This window comes from Photobacterium sp. DA100 (genome assembly GCF_029223585.1).
GTDB lineage: Bacteria > Pseudomonadota > Gammaproteobacteria > Enterobacterales > Vibrionaceae > Photobacterium.
Genome location: NZ_CP119423.1, coordinates 145,263 through 160,187 on the forward strand (window position 1 = coordinate 145,263; position 14,925 = coordinate 160,187).

General features: G+C 50.7%; 15 protein-coding genes. 9 read left to right on the top strand and 6 right to left on the bottom strand.

Annotated elements, in window-relative coordinates; genetic code table 11:
• Nucleotides 1–118: 118 nt before the first annotated feature.
• From PTW35_RS00715 to PTW35_RS00725, 3 genes are all read left to right on the top strand, one after another.
• On the top strand, nt 119–604 hold the full coding sequence (locus PTW35_RS00715; protein WP_281026138.1) for a hypothetical protein: 486 nt from the start codon (nt 119–121) through the stop codon (nt 602–604).
• 34 nt (nt 605–638) lie between these two features.
• Nucleotides 639–1,448 (top strand): bifunctional DNA-formamidopyrimidine glycosylase/DNA-(apurinic or apyrimidinic site) lyase, encoded by an 810-nt coding sequence (mutM, locus tag PTW35_RS00720; RefSeq protein WP_281026139.1) that lies wholly within the window; start codon nt 639–641, stop codon nt 1,446–1,448.
• A gap of 190 nt (nt 1,449–1,638) precedes the next feature.
• A complete protein-coding gene (locus PTW35_RS00725; RefSeq protein ID WP_281026140.1) occupies nt 1,639–2,646 on the top strand; it encodes an NAD-dependent epimerase in 1,008 nt (335 codons plus the stop codon).
• 85 nt (nt 2,647–2,731) lie between these two features.
• Here the strand turns inward: PTW35_RS00725 and coaD are convergent, their stop codons facing one another.
• Together coaD and PTW35_RS00735 are read right to left on the bottom strand one after the other, a co-directional pair.
• A complete protein-coding gene (gene coaD, locus PTW35_RS00730; protein ID WP_281026141.1) occupies nt 2,732–3,220 on the bottom strand; it encodes a pantetheine-phosphate adenylyltransferase in 489 nt (162 codons plus the stop codon).
• 28 nt (nt 3,221–3,248) lie between these two features.
• On the bottom strand, nt 3,249–4,286 hold the full coding sequence (locus tag PTW35_RS00735; RefSeq protein WP_281026142.1) for a glycosyltransferase family 9 protein: 1,038 nt from the start codon (nt 4,284–4,286) through the stop codon (nt 3,249–3,251).
• A gap of 91 nt (nt 4,287–4,377) precedes the next feature.
• Here PTW35_RS00735 and PTW35_RS00740 point away from each other — a divergent pair, with 91 nt between their 5' ends.
• On the top strand, nt 4,378–5,082 hold the full coding sequence (locus PTW35_RS00740) for a 3-deoxy-D-manno-octulosonic acid kinase (protein ID WP_281026143.1): 705 nt from the start codon (nt 4,378–4,380) through the stop codon (nt 5,080–5,082).
• 11 nt (nt 5,083–5,093) lie between these two features.
• Here PTW35_RS00740 and waaA read toward each other — a convergent pair whose 3' ends face one another.
• A complete protein-coding gene (gene waaA, locus PTW35_RS00745; RefSeq protein ID WP_281026144.1) occupies nt 5,094–6,383 on the bottom strand; it encodes a lipid IV(A) 3-deoxy-D-manno-octulosonic acid transferase in 1,290 nt (429 codons plus the stop codon).
• A gap of 140 nt (nt 6,384–6,523) precedes the next feature.
• On the opposite strand from waaA, the gene PTW35_RS00750 reads away from it, so the two are divergent.
• From PTW35_RS00750 to PTW35_RS00770, 5 genes are all read left to right on the top strand, one after another.
• Entirely contained in the window at nt 6,524–7,588 is a 1,065-nt protein-coding gene (locus PTW35_RS00750; protein ID WP_281026145.1) for a CDP-glycerol--glycerophosphate glycerophosphotransferase, read from the top strand.
• 48 nt (nt 7,589–7,636) lie between these two features.
• Nucleotides 7,637–8,413, top strand: coding sequence for a glycosyltransferase family 2 protein (locus tag PTW35_RS00755; protein WP_281026146.1), 777 nt, complete (start codon nt 7,637–7,639; stop codon nt 8,411–8,413).
• A gap of 52 nt (nt 8,414–8,465) precedes the next feature.
• Nucleotides 8,466–9,545 carry a glycosyltransferase family 4 protein gene (locus PTW35_RS00760; protein ID WP_281026147.1) on the top strand — a complete coding sequence of 360 codons (1,080 nt, stop codon included), beginning with the start codon at nt 8,466–8,468 and terminating at the stop codon, nt 9,543–9,545.
• A gap of 86 nt (nt 9,546–9,631) precedes the next feature.
• Nucleotides 9,632–10,690 (top strand): glycosyltransferase family 52, encoded by a 1,059-nt coding sequence (locus PTW35_RS00765; RefSeq protein WP_281026148.1) that lies wholly within the window; start codon nt 9,632–9,634, stop codon nt 10,688–10,690.
• On the top strand, nt 10,687–11,766 hold the full coding sequence (locus PTW35_RS00770) for a glycosyltransferase (protein ID WP_281026149.1): 1,080 nt from the start codon (nt 10,687–10,689) through the stop codon (nt 11,764–11,766). Before PTW35_RS00765 ends, PTW35_RS00770 begins: the two co-directional genes overlap by 4 nt.
• A gap of 37 nt (nt 11,767–11,803) precedes the next feature.
• Here PTW35_RS00770 and PTW35_RS00775 read toward each other — a convergent pair whose 3' ends face one another.
• Genes PTW35_RS00775 through rfaD form a run of 3 tightly spaced genes read right to left on the bottom strand, consistent with a single transcriptional unit; the run spans nt 11,804 to nt 14,892 of the window.
• Nucleotides 11,804–12,982, bottom strand: coding sequence for an O-antigen ligase family protein (locus tag PTW35_RS00775; RefSeq protein WP_281026150.1), 1,179 nt, complete (start codon nt 12,980–12,982; stop codon nt 11,804–11,806).
• Nucleotides 12,979–13,935, bottom strand: coding sequence for a lauroyl-Kdo(2)-lipid IV(A) myristoyltransferase (gene lpxM, locus PTW35_RS00780; RefSeq protein ID WP_281026151.1), 957 nt, complete (start codon nt 13,933–13,935; stop codon nt 12,979–12,981). Before lpxM ends, PTW35_RS00775 begins: the two co-directional genes overlap by 4 nt.
• Entirely contained in the window at nt 13,936–14,892 is a 957-nt protein-coding gene (gene rfaD, locus PTW35_RS00785) for an ADP-glyceromanno-heptose 6-epimerase (protein WP_281026152.1), read from the bottom strand.
• Nucleotides 14,893–14,925: the final 33 nt, after the last annotated feature.

A 14,925-nucleotide genomic window follows, 5' to 3' on the forward strand; every position in this document is an offset into this window, starting at 1 on the left:
TAACTGGGTTTTTTTATACCTGCAATTTACGGTGGTGCTCCCGCCTATCCTAAATAACTGCAATCTCAAGGCCCGGGCGGTATAGTTGAGATATAACCAACTTTCATGGAGTAGCGTGATGAGGCTGTCTCGTCGTGGCTGGAACAATGTCATTATTATCGCCGTGGTGTGCTTTATTGCTGTGGTACAGCTTCCGGAGCTCGTCAAGCAGCGCCTTGGCCATGAGCATTCGCCCCAAACGCCGGCGGAAATGACGATGCTATTGCCTTCCGACTCGACCATAGAGCAGTTGCACTTACCCCATACCAGTGTTCATCAGCAGGCATTGGGTTGGCTAGCCAGTCCGCGGGTGGCGCTGCCGGCCGATTTGCTGATCAGCCACTGGCAGGCGCTGGGAGGAACCGCGGTCAGCGATGAGATGGTGGGTAAGCTCAAGCCAACCCTGCCGCCGCCTAGCAGTGTCGAAATTTGGCTGGCGGGGCGGGAAGAGCCGGTCAGGGTAACCGTCTACCAGCAGCCGCAATTTTGGCTATTGCAAAACTGGCAAGGGGAGTGGCTGGCAGTCTCGGTGGAAGAGGCCTATTTGTTCCCGCCGGTGTTATAGTGGCGCTATAACTCTACCAATAGCAGAGAAAGTCATGCCTGAATTACCTGAAGTCGAAGTCAGCCGGATGGGGATCGCCCCCCATGTGACCAACCAGACCGTGACCGAGATTGTGGTCCGTAACCCTAAGTTGCGCTGGCCGGTGCCTGAAGAGATCCGCCATATCGAAGGAGAGGTGATCCGCCGGGTAAGCCGCCGGGCCAAATACCTGATGCTTGAGACCGACGCGGGCTACGCCATTATCCATCTCGGGATGTCGGGCAGCCTGCGGGTGTTACCGTCAGGGATCCCGCCGGAAAAACATGACCATGTCGATTTGTGCCTGTCCAGTGGCGAGGTCCTGCGCTACAACGATCCGCGCCGCTTTGGTGCCTGGCTGTGGCAGCCGGATCAGGGAGAGCACCCGGTCCTGGCCAAACTCGGCCCGGAGCCGCTTAGCGAGGGGTTTACCGCGGCGTACCTGCAAGAGAAGGCCAAAGGTAAACGCACCGCCGTGAAGCAGTTCATCATGGATAATCACGTGGTGGTCGGCGTCGGTAATATCTATGCCAATGAATCGCTGTTTGCCGCCGGGATCCACCCCAAGCGGGAGGCCGGCAAAATCTCCGCCCAGCGCCTTGCTTTGCTGGTCGATGAAATCAAGTCGGTGCTGGCCTTTGCCATCGAGCAGGGTGGCACAACCCTGAAGGACTTCAAGAACGCTGACGGCAAGCCGGGGTATTTTGCCCAGGAGCTGCAGGTATATGGCAAGGGAGGGGAGCCGTGCCCGCGGTGTGACAAGCCCCTGAGCGAAGTAAAAATCGGCCAGCGGGCTACGGTATATTGCAGCGCTTGCCAGACCTAGCCGGGTTGCATTTCTGTCGATGGCTGGCCCGGTGGGGACGCGGTTAAGGCTGGCTGAACCACCTTGTCAGTTTTATTGATGCGCCTTTTGCCCTGGGCCGCTACCGTCGCCTGCGTTTGGGTGCTATGATTTTTTTACGCATCGTTATCCTAAATTTGGATAAAGAGTACATTTTTTAAGGTCTAGATAGATGAAGAAGTATTTGGTTACCGGCGCGGCCGGCTTTATCGGAAGTGCCGTGGTGGAGCGGTTGTGTGCCATGGGGCACGAGGTGGTCGGGATTGATAATCTCAATGACTACTACGAGGTGTCACTCAAGGACGCCCGGCTGGCCAGGATCACCCACCCGCACTTTACTTTCATTACCATGGATCTGGCAGACCGGGACGGGATCGCCAACCTGTTTGCCGAGCAGAAATTCGACCGGGTGATCCACCTGGCAGCCCAGGCCGGTGTGCGTTACTCGATCGACAACCCGATGGCGTATGCCGACAGCAACCTGGTGGGGCACCTGACTATCCTCGAAGGCTGCCGCCACCACAAGATTGAGCACTTGGTGTATGCCTCGTCCAGCTCGGTCTATGGCCTCAACCAAAAAATGCCGTTTGATACTGCCGACAGTGTCGACCACCCGATTTCTCTGTATGCCGCGACCAAGAAGTCGAACGAGTTGATGGCGCATACCTATTCGCACCTTTACGGCGTGCCGACCACCGGCCTGCGCTTCTTTACTGTCTATGGTCCTTGGGGACGCCCGGATATGGCGCTGTTCAAGTTCACCAATGCGATTATCGAGGGGCGTGAAATCGATGTGTACAACAACGGTGACATGCGCCGTGATTTCACCTACATCGATGATATTGTCGAGGGGATCATCCGTATTCAGGACGTGATCCCTGAAAAGACCCAGGACTGGACCGTCGAAGCCGGTACGCCGGCGACCAGCTCGGCACCTTACCGGGTTTATAACATCGGCCATGGCAGCCCGGTTAAACTGATGGATTTCATCGAGGCGCTGGAAGAGGCGTTGGGTATCGAGGCGAAGAAAAACTTCATGCCGATGCAGCCGGGCGATGTCTATGCTACCTATGCAGACACAACCGATTTGTTCGATGCTACGGGCTACAAGCCGGCAGTGAAGGTGAAGGAAGGCGTGAAGGCATTTGTTGACTGGTACCGTGAGTACTACCAGCGTTGAGTGCCATTGTGGCCTTGGGCGCCGCCTGAATGAGGACTAAAAATAAGGAGGCGGTAGCCTCCTTATTTGTATTTGCCTGTCGGTGTTATTTCTTGTTGCCGAGCTTTGCCATCAGCGCGTCACAGATCACCGGGTCGACAAACTGGCTGACATCCCCTTTGTGCAGGGCAACTTCCTTGACGATAGTCGACGAGATGAAGGAGTTCTCTTCGGCCGGGGTCAGGAACACCGTCTCCAGCTCGGGCATCAGGCGGCGGTTCATGTTGGCCAGCTGGAATTCGTACTCGAAATCCGAGACCGCGCGCAAGCCTCGGACTAGCACGTTGGCTTGGTACTCTTTGGCAAAATCCACCAACAGGCCAGAAAAGCCGACAATGTCGACGTTCGGCAGGTGCTGGGTGATTTTCTGGGCCAGTTCTACACGCTCCTTGAGATCAAACAAGGGCTTCTTGCTCGGGCTGTAGGCAATGCCGACTACCACGTGGTCGAACATGGCGGCCGCCCGCTCGATCAGGTCGAGATGGCCGTTAGTGATCGGATCAAACGTACCAGGGTAGATAACGCGGGTTGTCATAATGAATACCAGTCAGTAACAATCAAAATTAAGAAATAAGTTGGTCCAAAATGGCCGTGACATCGTCCAGCTGGATGTCCTGCATCAGGGTATCGCCTTTGACCCGGGTTCCCCAAGGCAGCTCGGCCACCGGCTTGCCGTGCTGCTGCTCGGCATGTTGTTCATAGGCACTGGCGACATAGGCCAGGCTATTGTAGGGACCGGTGCGTTGCGGATTGCTGTGGGCATAGAGGCCGATCACCGGGGTCCCTTGGGTCGTTGCCAGGTGGGCCGGGCCGGTATCGGGGGCCACGACGACATCGGCGGCACCCAGTAGGGCCGTCAGCTGCTTGAGGCTGGTTTTTCCGATCAGATTGACCGGTGCATGCTGGCAGTGCTGGCTGATCGCCTCGCCCAGCGCGACTTCTCGCGGAGCTGGCGAGCCACACAATATGACCTGCATGCCTTTCCCTGAGGCATAGTCGGCAAGTTGGGCATAGCGCTCGGTTAGCCAGTTTCGCTCATCTTTGCTCGCGGCCGGTGAAATGATGAGGGTTGGCTTGCCGCCGATCTGCTGCGCGGCGAAAACTTTGTCATCGTCGCTTAGCGGGATATTCCACTGCGGGGCCTCGAAAGGGACACCGAGGTAGCGGGCGAAGTCGGCGAAGTTATCCAGCACATGGAAGCTCTCGGTGTTAGGCAAATGGCGGTTGGTAAACAGCCATTGGCCCTCCTTGGTGCGGTTTTTGCCAAAGCCGATACGATACTTCGCTTTGATCCCGAGCGACAGGGCACTGGCGCGCAGGGCGGCCTGCATATGGAGCAGGGCATCAAATTTCTGGCCCTTGAGCGCCTGCCATACAGCTTTCATCCCGGCCCAGCCGGCTTTTTTGTCAAATACCACAACCTTGATGCCGGGTAGATCGCCGATCAGCTGGGCTTCGATTTTCCCGGCAACCCAAGTGATATCGGTTGACGGCCAGTGCGCCTGGATAGCCTGCACGACAGAGATGGCATGGCAGACATCACCGATGGCAGAGAGCCGGAGAATACAAATCGAGCGTGGCGGGGTGGTAAATAACGCCATGGCAAAATCCTGTTAATCAATCAGAGATGAAATTATGCAGTTCAGGTAAGTGATTGTAAAATACTCTGTCCCACAAGCTTGGAGATAAAGCGTGCAAGAAATAGCTAGCCGTAACCAGCGGATCTGGTTTGCCCCTGAATTATTGGCTGAAGACCCACAACAATGCTTCGACCCGGCTTTTTGGCAGCAGCACAACTTGGTCATTGGTTCAGCCCAGGGCCGGGGGACGACCTGGTTTGTCAAAGGGACCCATCTCGAGATGGCACTGCGCCACTATCGCCGCGGCGGGCTGTTTGGCAAGCTGGTAGAGGATGCATACTGGTTTGCCGGTTGGGAGAAAACCCGCTCGGCCGAGGAGTTCCGGCTGCTGGATAAGCTGGCCCGTGGCGGGGTTAGGGTGCCGCGCCCGGTAGCTGCCCGGGCGATCAAACACGGCCTGACCTACCGGGCTGATCTGCTGGTTGAAAAAGTCCCGGAGGCGAAGGATTTGGTTGCTGTGCTGGAAAAAGACGCCTTGCCGGAGCAAAGCTGGCGCGCAATCGGGGCGATGGTCAGAAAGATGCACGAGCTCCAGGTTTGCCATACCGATCTCAACAGCCACAATATTTTGCTAGATAGCAAGGGGCAGGTCTGGCTGATCGATTTTGACAAGTGCTTTGAAAAAGGCGGGCAGGGGTGGAAAGAGGATAACCTGTCCCGCCTGCACCGCTCGTTTGTCAAAGAGCAGGGCAAGCGGGGGATCCATTTTGAGCCGCAATGCTGGCAGTGGCTACTGGACGGCTATCAGGCCAACTGAGGCGAGAGGCTTTAGTTTTTAGGCGTCAGCAGCTGGTCGACAACGTCCAGTGTTTTGGCCACTGCCCCTTGGTTTTGTCGCACCACCTCGATGGCCGCCTGGCCCATACGCCGGCACAGCGCGGGATCGCCGAGCAGGGCGACAAGGCGTAGGCCAATCTGCTCGGCGCTGCCACAAACCTCAAGCGCGCCGGCACCTTCGAGCTGCTGGGTGATATCGGTAAAGTTGTAGTAGCTTGGGCCGGTTAGTACCGGCTTGGCCAGGGCGGCGGGCTCGAGCATATTGTGGCCGCCGACCTTGTCGCCAATCAAGCTGCCGCACATCACGGTAACATCTGCCGCGCCCATCAGTAGCAGCATTTCCCCCATGGTATCAGCCAGGTAGACATCGGTTGCGCCGTCGACGGCGTCTCCTGCAGTACGGCGAACGCAGGTGAGCTGCTGCGCGAGGCATAGCTCGGCAACGCTATCGAAGCGTTCCGGGTGGCGTGGCACCAAGATCAGCAGGCAGTCAGGGTGCTGCTTTTTCACCGCCTTGAAGGCCGCGAGGATTTGCTCGTCCTCCCCCTTGTGGGTACTGGCGGCAATCCATACCGGTCGCGTTTCACCCAACTGCTGGCGAAGCTGCTGGGATTGCGTCAGCAGGTCGGGCTCGACCTGGATATCGAACTTAACTGAGCCGGTCACACTAAGCCGCTCGGCAGGGATCCCCAGGCGAGCAAAACGCTCGGCGTCGTCCTGGTGCAGGCACAGAAGGTGGTCGAGGTTGGGCGCGATCATATTGAACACGGGTTGGAATTTGGCATAACGCCTGGCAGAGCGCGCTGACAAGCGGGCATTCATGACAATCACCGGAACCCCGACTTGGTGGACCGTCGCCAGGGTGTTGGGCCACAGCTCGGTTTCCATGATCAGCAGAGCCGCTGGATTGACGGCCTTCAGGAATCCCCGCACGCACCAGGCAAAGTCAATCGGCATGTAGCGGTGCTCGACCAACTCGCCCAGTTTGGCGATTTGCTCGGCCCCGGTGCTGGTGGTCGTGGTGACCACGATGCGCTGATCGGGATTTTTCGCCTTGATGGCCTTGATCACCGGAATCGCGGCAATCGACTCACCGACAGATACCGCATGGATCCAAATCGGCTGGGCTGCTTTTGTGTCCGGCAGCGAGGGCGTAAAGCCGAAATGCTCTTTCCAGCGCGGGCCGAAGGCCGGTTTGTTGGGGCGGCGGCGGTAGAGGCCGAAGAGCAGCAGCGGGGATAAGGCGGCCAGCAGCAAGGTGTACAGGGCTCGGATAAACATACAATAGGTTAGGGTTTTGGGTTATCGGCTCATTATAACGCTATCTTGTGTCGATAACAGGCAGGGAAATTTCCCAACACTGCTTATGATTGCGATAGAATGCACAGTAATTTTTGTAAATTGACGCCGAGGGTGGAGCCGTGAGCCAGCCGTGCAAACGCTATTTGATGTATGTTGCCCAGAACTATTCCTATGCCATGCTGCGCCCGCTGCAAGCGGCGATCCGTGAGCAGGGCGGCGAAGTTTGCTGGTTCGTCGAGGGTAATGAAGCTGATCCAGGCTATATCAAGCCGGATGAAACCTTGCTGACCTCGGTCGCGGCGGTAAAACAATGGCGACCGGATGCGGTTTTTGTCCCCGGTAATGTCGTGCCTAGCTTCATCCCGGGGATCAAGGTGGGGGTTTTCCATGGTTTCAATGCTGGCAAGCTTAACCGCCGCGGCCGCGAGGACCATTTTGAGATCCGCGGCTGTTTTGATCTCTACTGCACCCAGGGGCCCGACACCACGGAGCGCTTTGAGCTGCTGGCAGCCGAGCACGGTTTTTTCCGCGTCGCCCAGACGGGATGGCCAGCTTTGGATCCGCTATTTTCGCCAGCTGCAGATAACCCTTACCGGGCTCCGCGCGACGAGCGCCCGACAGTGCTGATGTGCTCGACGTTTTCCCGCAACCTGACCTGTGCGCCGATCCTTTACGATAAAATCAAGGCGCTGGCGGCGACCGGGAAATGGCGTTGGCTTATCCAGTTCCACCCGAAAATGGATCCGGTGACAGTCAAGCAGTACAAGCAGTTGCAAAGTGAGCACCTGCAGTTTGTCGAGACGGACAATGTGCTGCCGCTGCTGCAGGCGGCCGATGTGATGCTGTGTGACACGTCGTCGGTGCTGCTGATGTTTCTGCTTCAGCGCAAACCGGTGGTGACATTTCGCAACCAGGCGCCGGCAAGCCACCTGCTCAACGTGACCGAGGTGGAGCAAGTAGAAGCGGCTCTGGAACAAGCCTTGCTGCGCCCGGCGGAATTGATGGCAGAAATCGAACAATACTGCCAGACCATCCATCCTTACACGGATGGACAATCTAGCCTGCGGGTGCTGGCTGCGACCAACCTGCTGGTGGAAGATGGTCGGGCTGGATTAAAACCCAAGCCGCTGAACCTGCTGCGTCAATTTAAAATGCGCAAGAAGCTGGGCTACTGGAAACTATAGGATCTGCGCTGTCATATTGCAGCGCACTGAGGAATAGAAGGTCATCGTATGAGAAAGCACTCACTATCAGTGATTGTGATCACCAAAAATGAAGCCGATAGAATTGAGGGTTGCCTGCGTTCTGTCGCCACGATCGCGGACGAGATCATTGTACTTGATAGCGGTTCGACCGATGAGACGGTCGAGATCTGCCATCGCTATACCGACAATGTCACCGTGACCGACTGGCCTGGATTTGGCAAGCAGAAGCAACGTGCGTTGGACAAGGCCAGCTGTGACTGGGTGCTATCCATTGATGCCGATGAGGCGCTTGATGACGAGATGAAGCAGGCGTTGGTTGCCATGCTGGAGCAAGATGTCATCGAGCATACCGCTTATCGCCTGCCGTGGGGGGTAACCCTGTACGGCAAGACCCTCAAGTACGGCCGCAGTGCCCGTTCGGTGTTGCGTTTGTTCAAGCGCGAGGGGGCTAAGTTTACCCTTGATGAGGTGCACGAGACGGTCGTTCCCGCGCCGGGTAGCAAGGGAGTGATGAAAGGCCTGCTGTTGCACTATACCCACCGTGATTACGGACATGGCCTAGACAAGGCGGCTAAATATGCTTGGCTTGGCTCGCAGAAATATCATCGCAAAGGCAAAAAGTCCCATGGTCTGTTCTTGGCGCTGTTGCGTGCCATCTGGACCTTCTTCCTCATCTACGTGATCCGCCGTGGCTTCTTGGATGGCAGTGTTGGATTTATCGTTGCTATGACCTATGCCCAGGTGAATTTCAATAAGTATGTTGGCCTGTGGTTGCTGGAGCAGGAAGGACAGTATCAGGAATAAGTCGGTTCAAGCTGGGATGCTTACTTTTAATCGTTTTTGAGGCATTGCGTAAATGAAAGTTCTAGTATGTGCATCTTACCTGCATGCATGGAATAGTATTCGGCCTGAGGCTGAGATCTTTATTGAAATGGTCAGACAGGGACATGAAGTAACAGTGATGACACAGGGGGAGTCAGAGCATGTTACTAAATTGCAAGAAAATGGCGTAAAAGTGATAGATTGCTATCCAAAGCGTAAAATTTGTCTCCAGACCATAAAGCGTATCCGCCAGGAGTTAACTGAGGGCAGCTACGATATTTGCTATGCCTTTAACTCTAAAACTATCCCAAATGCAGCTTTTGCTTGTATTGGGTTTCCTGTCAAATTGGTAGTGTATCGAGGTACAACTGGTGGTTTGTACCGTCATGACCCTTCTGCATACTTAACCCAGCTCCATCCTCGTGTCGATGCGATCGTTTGTGTGTCAGAGGCGGTACGTAAAGATGTCGTTAAACGGGTATGGAAGAATCCGCAAAATGTCGTCACCATTTACAAAGGACATGAATTGCATTGGTATGATGTTGCGCCGACGGATCGGGCATCTCTGGGCCTTGGCGAAGAGGACATTGTGGCAATGTGTGCGGCTCATGTACGCCCGAGCAAAGGGATTTCTGTTTTGCTAAAGGCTACCCATGAGATTGAAAGCAAGAATTTTCATCTCGTGCTAGCGGGTCATGGTTTTGAACCCCATTTCCAAGAAATGAAAGATAGCCCGATGGCTGATCGCATTCACTATATTGGTCATCGAAAAGATGTGCCCTCACTGATGGCAATGGCGGATATTCAGGTCCAGCCATCGATCAGTGGAGAAGGATTGCCAAGAACCATCATTGAAGCAATGGCGAATGGAACGGCATCAGTAGTAACGACAACTGGCGGCTCTCCTGAGTTGGTTGAAGATGGTTGCACCGGTTATATTGTTCCTACAAATGACGCATCCGCATTTGCATCGGCTATCAACAAAATGGCAGCTGATAAACAGATCTGTAGAGATATGGGAGAAGCGGCTAAAGTTCGTTTACAAAAGGAATTTAGCTCTAAGGTTACGGTGAAAAAACACCTAGAACTATTCAATAGAATTATGAATAGTTAGAGAAATACTTGAGTTTTTTATTAAAGTTTTGTTGGTTACAATGTTGGCTATGGAAATCATAGCCATGTAAAATATGAGTTAATGGCATGAATTTGTATCTTTGCTCTACCATCCGGCATTTAATGTTGGCAGTGCTAAAATCTTTAGATGAACCTCAAGTAGCAGCGACAATTTTGTTGATAAAAGATCAGCAAAATTTACGTGAGGTGGACTTTGATATTGAAGCACTGCCAAAAAATATTGATATTCAGTTTGTCAACCGTAAGCAAATACTGTCCCGTGCATATTGTGGTTTGAGTGGATCCCTCTTGAAATTAACCGCGGTAGCAGGGATTAGGCCGACTTCAAGTTTACAAGTTTACACTCGAAAGAAGGTCTTGCAGCAGATTTTTGGCTTGCAGGATTTATCGGATCTTCAGCTCTATCTTTTCAATGATAGAAATAGGCTTTCCCGTTTATTGAAGCTCGCAGTCAATCAATACACAGTAATTGAAGATGGCCTGTCCAATTATTATGGGGTTCCGCTGAGCAAGTTTGATAAATTAAAGAAAATATTTAGTGGAAATAAAAACACTCTCAGGTATATCGGAGATAGTAGTCGTTGCAGTGGCATATGGCTTTTAAATCCCGATAAGGCACCAAGGGATATTGCGGATAAAGTCCATGATATTGATTTTATTAATGCTAAGAATGTGTCTGAGTATGTCTTTCCGCTGTTCAAGGCTACTGGATGCTTGGATCCTTCTGCCGATGCTATTATTGCTACACAGCCTATTTCGGTTGGGAATTTGACCGCTTCCAATTTTGACTTGGAGGTGTATAGTGAATTGATTGAACAGCTCAATAAACATCAACGGCGCTTTATATGTAAACTCCATCCTCGTGAGTCGATAGAGCGTTATCAGAGAGCTTTTCCAGATTGTATTTTTCTTCAGGGAAAAGTTCCGCTTGAATTGTTGATCTTCGGTGCGAAGAAAAAACTGGATGTTCTGTCAATTTACTCCAGCGCAGGTATGGGATTTGAAAAGTACTGTACTCGCAAAACACTTATCAATGAAAATGAAGCAGAAATTATGGCTGATGTGTTTGATAGTTGGAGAACAGATCGCTCTGAGCTTGAGAAAAGGTTAAATAATATTCTATGAAAAGAAAAGCTGTACTAGTTGTCTCGGCCCTGAGGGGGGGTGGCGCTGAGAAGTTTGTTCTCAATTTATATAAAGCTCTTGAGAAGTATGAGAACTTTGAGTGCCACATTCTTGCAATCGAAAAGGCTGTCCAGCATGATATTGCTGGCTTTAGGGTACACTTTGCCAGTGATATTTGTAACGTGTCGAAGAAAGGCTGGCGCAGACTTTTCTACAAGAAGAATGTCGCTAAGGCTATTGATGACTTCGTGATGAAAAATATTGGTGAAGATGCATTGGTTTTATCAAACATGCTGCTTGCTGATAAGATTATGTCTTATAGCAAGCTTAATGTTTTTCATGTTATACATAACTCATACTCGACATCTTTACTTAAAGGTAAAAATAAACTTAATCAACTTAGAGTTATAGTAAAAACAAACAATATTTATAAAAACCACCCGTTAGTATTTGTATCTGAAGCTTCTAAAGAAAGCTACTTTAAAAAATTCAAATCACATAAAGATAATCATGTTATTTATAACCCAATTGATTTAGATGAGATATTTTTATTATCAAATAATTTCAGTAGTGATATTGATGGTGATTATATAATTCATGTTGGAAGATTTAATAGAGCTAAACGACATGACCGCTTGATTTCTATTTTTAGCGAGGTGAAAAATAAAAACATCAAGCTGGCTCTGCTAGGTGATGGCGATTTGAAAGCTGAAGTGTTAAAGAAAGTAAGTGAACTAAACCTTGAGAATAGGGTTATATTTTTAGGGTTTAAAGATAACCCTTATCCTTATATTAAAAGCTCTAAGGCATTAGTTTTAACATCTGACTTTGAAGGCTTGCCAACGGTATTGTTAGAAGCAATGGCTCTTCAGGTTCCAGTTATATCAATGAAGTGTCCTGGTGGCATTGATGAAATTATTGATATAGAGACACATTCTATTTGTCCTTTTGGTGATAATAGTTCTTTTGCCGAAAAAATTGACGATGTTGTAGAGAACCCTAACAACTATCTTTCTCTTGTTAGAGAATGCTTTCATCCTGAGCAAGTGGCAAAGAAATATGGTAAATTAAAATAACTATTAAAGCAGCCATTAAAATGGCTGCTTTAATAAATCAAGCCACTCTTCTGAAGCCACTATTTAAAATAAAGTAATTTATTAACAAAAGCGGATATAGAGTAAAAGTTTGACTGAACGGTGAATCTGTTAAACAGATTAAGCTAAATGCTGCAGTTATTGCAATAATGCATTCTTTGTTTGAGTTCTCATTGGCTTTTATAAAGCAAGCATAAATTGGGTAATATACAGCCAGTAAAAATAAAATAAAGCCAATAACACCACTTTTAATAATTTTATCAATATATTGATTGTGGTAGTGTGTTGGTGAATATTTAGCCAATGATTTATCTATTTTTCCTGCTTTGTATAAGCGCTGTAATTCTTGCTTGTGGTTATCACCTAAACCAAAAATTGGGTTTATTGAAATAAGTTCTGGGCTTGCTTGCCACATTTGTAATCTCAAGCCTATAGAAGTGTTGTAATTACCTTCACTAATTGATTGAATTTCAGCAACAGTAGCGTTTACTCTTGCTTCAACAAAACCATATGATAGGGAAATAATAAAAAAGGTTCCAAAAATTGAAGTGGTTATCAATTTTTTGATATTGTTTCTCTCAAAAATCTTATATAGTAGCAAAATAGAGCTTGAAACTGTAAGTGGAATTATAGCCCCTCGAGTTTCCGTTATAATTATTGATATTGCTAATAAGAAGAATGATAGTAGAGTAATTATTCTTCTCTCTTTGAAAAAAATAAATAAAGAAACGGTTGCTAATAAGCAAAGTGTAATTGCAAAAGGAATTGCATTTATTGGTTGCTTGCTTCTTGGTATATCAAGATATACACTAAAATACAAAGTATAAAGAAAAGATATAATCGCACCGATCAGCAATAATAACGGTAAGCCTTGTATATTAATTCTCTCTCTAGGGAACGTAAGTAAGAAAATTGAAACAACAATAAGAGTTCTAATCTCTCCAGAGCCGTACCCAATCGTTTCATATAGAGCTGAGCCATAAAGAGCACTAATGATTAAGATTACCACATAGGGATCTTTATAGTTTTCTTTAATCGTATTAAGCCCATATTTACAAATAATAGCGATTATAGATACGGAAAAAAGGATCACTACCTTCTTATCCCAACCTGGGATCACAAAAGCGGCTGTGAACAAACTGATTAAAGGCAGATACAGGATTGTATCGAACCAATTGAGTTTTAATTTAGTGCTCATTTTCTTATCTTGTAAGGATTTTCCCCGCCTTCCGGCCGGGTCTTCAACAAACGTAAAATCCACATGTACTGCTCAGGGCGCTCGGTCACGTACTGCTCGATACACTGGTTCATTAAACGGGCGTCTTGCTCCTCGGTGTCCAGCGGGAACGGAGAAAGCGGGGGATAGATGTCTATCTCGTACTTGCCGGTCTCGCTGTTGTAGATCGAGTACAAGGGTACGATCTTGGCGCGGCTCAGTTTCGCCAGGCGGCCCAGCCCGGCAATGGTGGCCTTGGTGGTGGCAAAGAAATCGACGAACACACTGTGTTCGGCTCCCAGGTCTTCATCCGGCAAATAGTAACCCAAGTAGCCCTCGCGGATGGACTTGATAAAGGGCTTGATCCCGCCACTGCGCTCATAAACACGGCCGCCGTATTGTACACGCTGTTTATGCATTAACCAGTCTGACACCTCATTTTTCTGCTTTTTCGCCATCGCCGATACCGGCAGGCCGCGCGATGCGAGCAAAACCGCTGGAATATCAATGGCCCAGGTGTGTGGCACCAGCAAGATAGCACTGTCGCCATTTTCCTTCAGCGCTGTCAGGTGTTCTTCACCCCGGACGATGGTGTTGTCTTCCAGCCACTGGCGATTGCGGACACTGAGGGCGGCAAAGCCCATCAGGAAACTGCCGGCGGTGATGTAGTTCTCCAGCAGCATGGCCTCGCGCTCGGCGTCGCTTTTATCGGGGAAGCACATTTTCAGGTTGACCCGGGCACGGCGGTTGGCCTTGCTGTTGAACTTCACGGCGCGTTTGGCGAACAGGCTGGCTATGGCACGGCGGGTACGGTGCGGCAGCAGGCACAGCAGGGCGGCAAAAGCAACAGCCAGCCAGGTCCCCCAGTATTTAGGGTGGAGAAAGGCCCAGCTGAATTCCGGGTTGTAGGCTTGTTTATCGTAATGGTCTTTCATCTAGTGTTTCGGTGTTGGGTTGATGGTTGCCATGTATTCGGCCACGCCTTCGGCGACGGACTTGAATGTGTCGGTGTAACCTGCGGCACGCAATTGGGTCAGGTCGGCTTCAGTAAAAGCCTGGTAGCGGCCTTTGAGGTGGTCTGGAAAAGGGATCTCTTCAACCAGGCCTTTGCCGTGGTGTTTGATCACCGCCTTGGCGACTTCGCTGAACGGCTCGGCCTTGCCGGTCCCGCAGTTGAAGATACCGGACACACCGTTTTGCCAGAACCACAGGTTGACCTTGCAGACATCGCCGACAAATACAAAATCACGCTTGAGGTTGTCCGAGCCCTCGAACAGTTTCGGGTTGTCGCCCTGGTTGATCTGGTTGTTCAGGTGGAACGCCACCGAGGCCATGCTGCCTTTGTGCTGCTCGCGCGGGCCGTAGACATTGAAGTAGCGGAAGCCGGTAACTTGCGACAGGGTTTCGCCGTGCTCCTCGGCATCTTGCCACAGGCGGCGGACATAGTTGTCGAACAGCTGCTTGGAATAGCCGTAGACATTGAGTGCCCCTTCGTACACACGTGCTTCGATGAAGTCGTGGTCGCGGCCGCCGTAGGTAGCGGCAGATGAGGCGTACAGGAACGGAATGGCACGCTCGAGGCAGTAATGCAGCAGCTCTTTGGAATACTCGTAGTTGTTGAGCATCATGTACTTGCCGTCCCACTCGGTGGTGGACGAGCAGGCCCCCTGGTGAAATACCGCGTCGATCGGTCCGAAGTCGTCGCCCGCCATGATCTGGGCCAGGAAGTCTTCCTTGTCCATGTAGTCGGCGATATCCAGGTCGACCAGGTTGGCGAACTTGGTGCCATCCTTGAGGTTGTCGACCACGAGAATATCGTTGCGGCCCTGTTCATTAAGCGCTTTTACAAGATTGCTGCCGATCATCCCGGCACCACCAGTTACTATAATCATGGCTCTTCCAGTCTGTGGGTGGATAACAAGGGT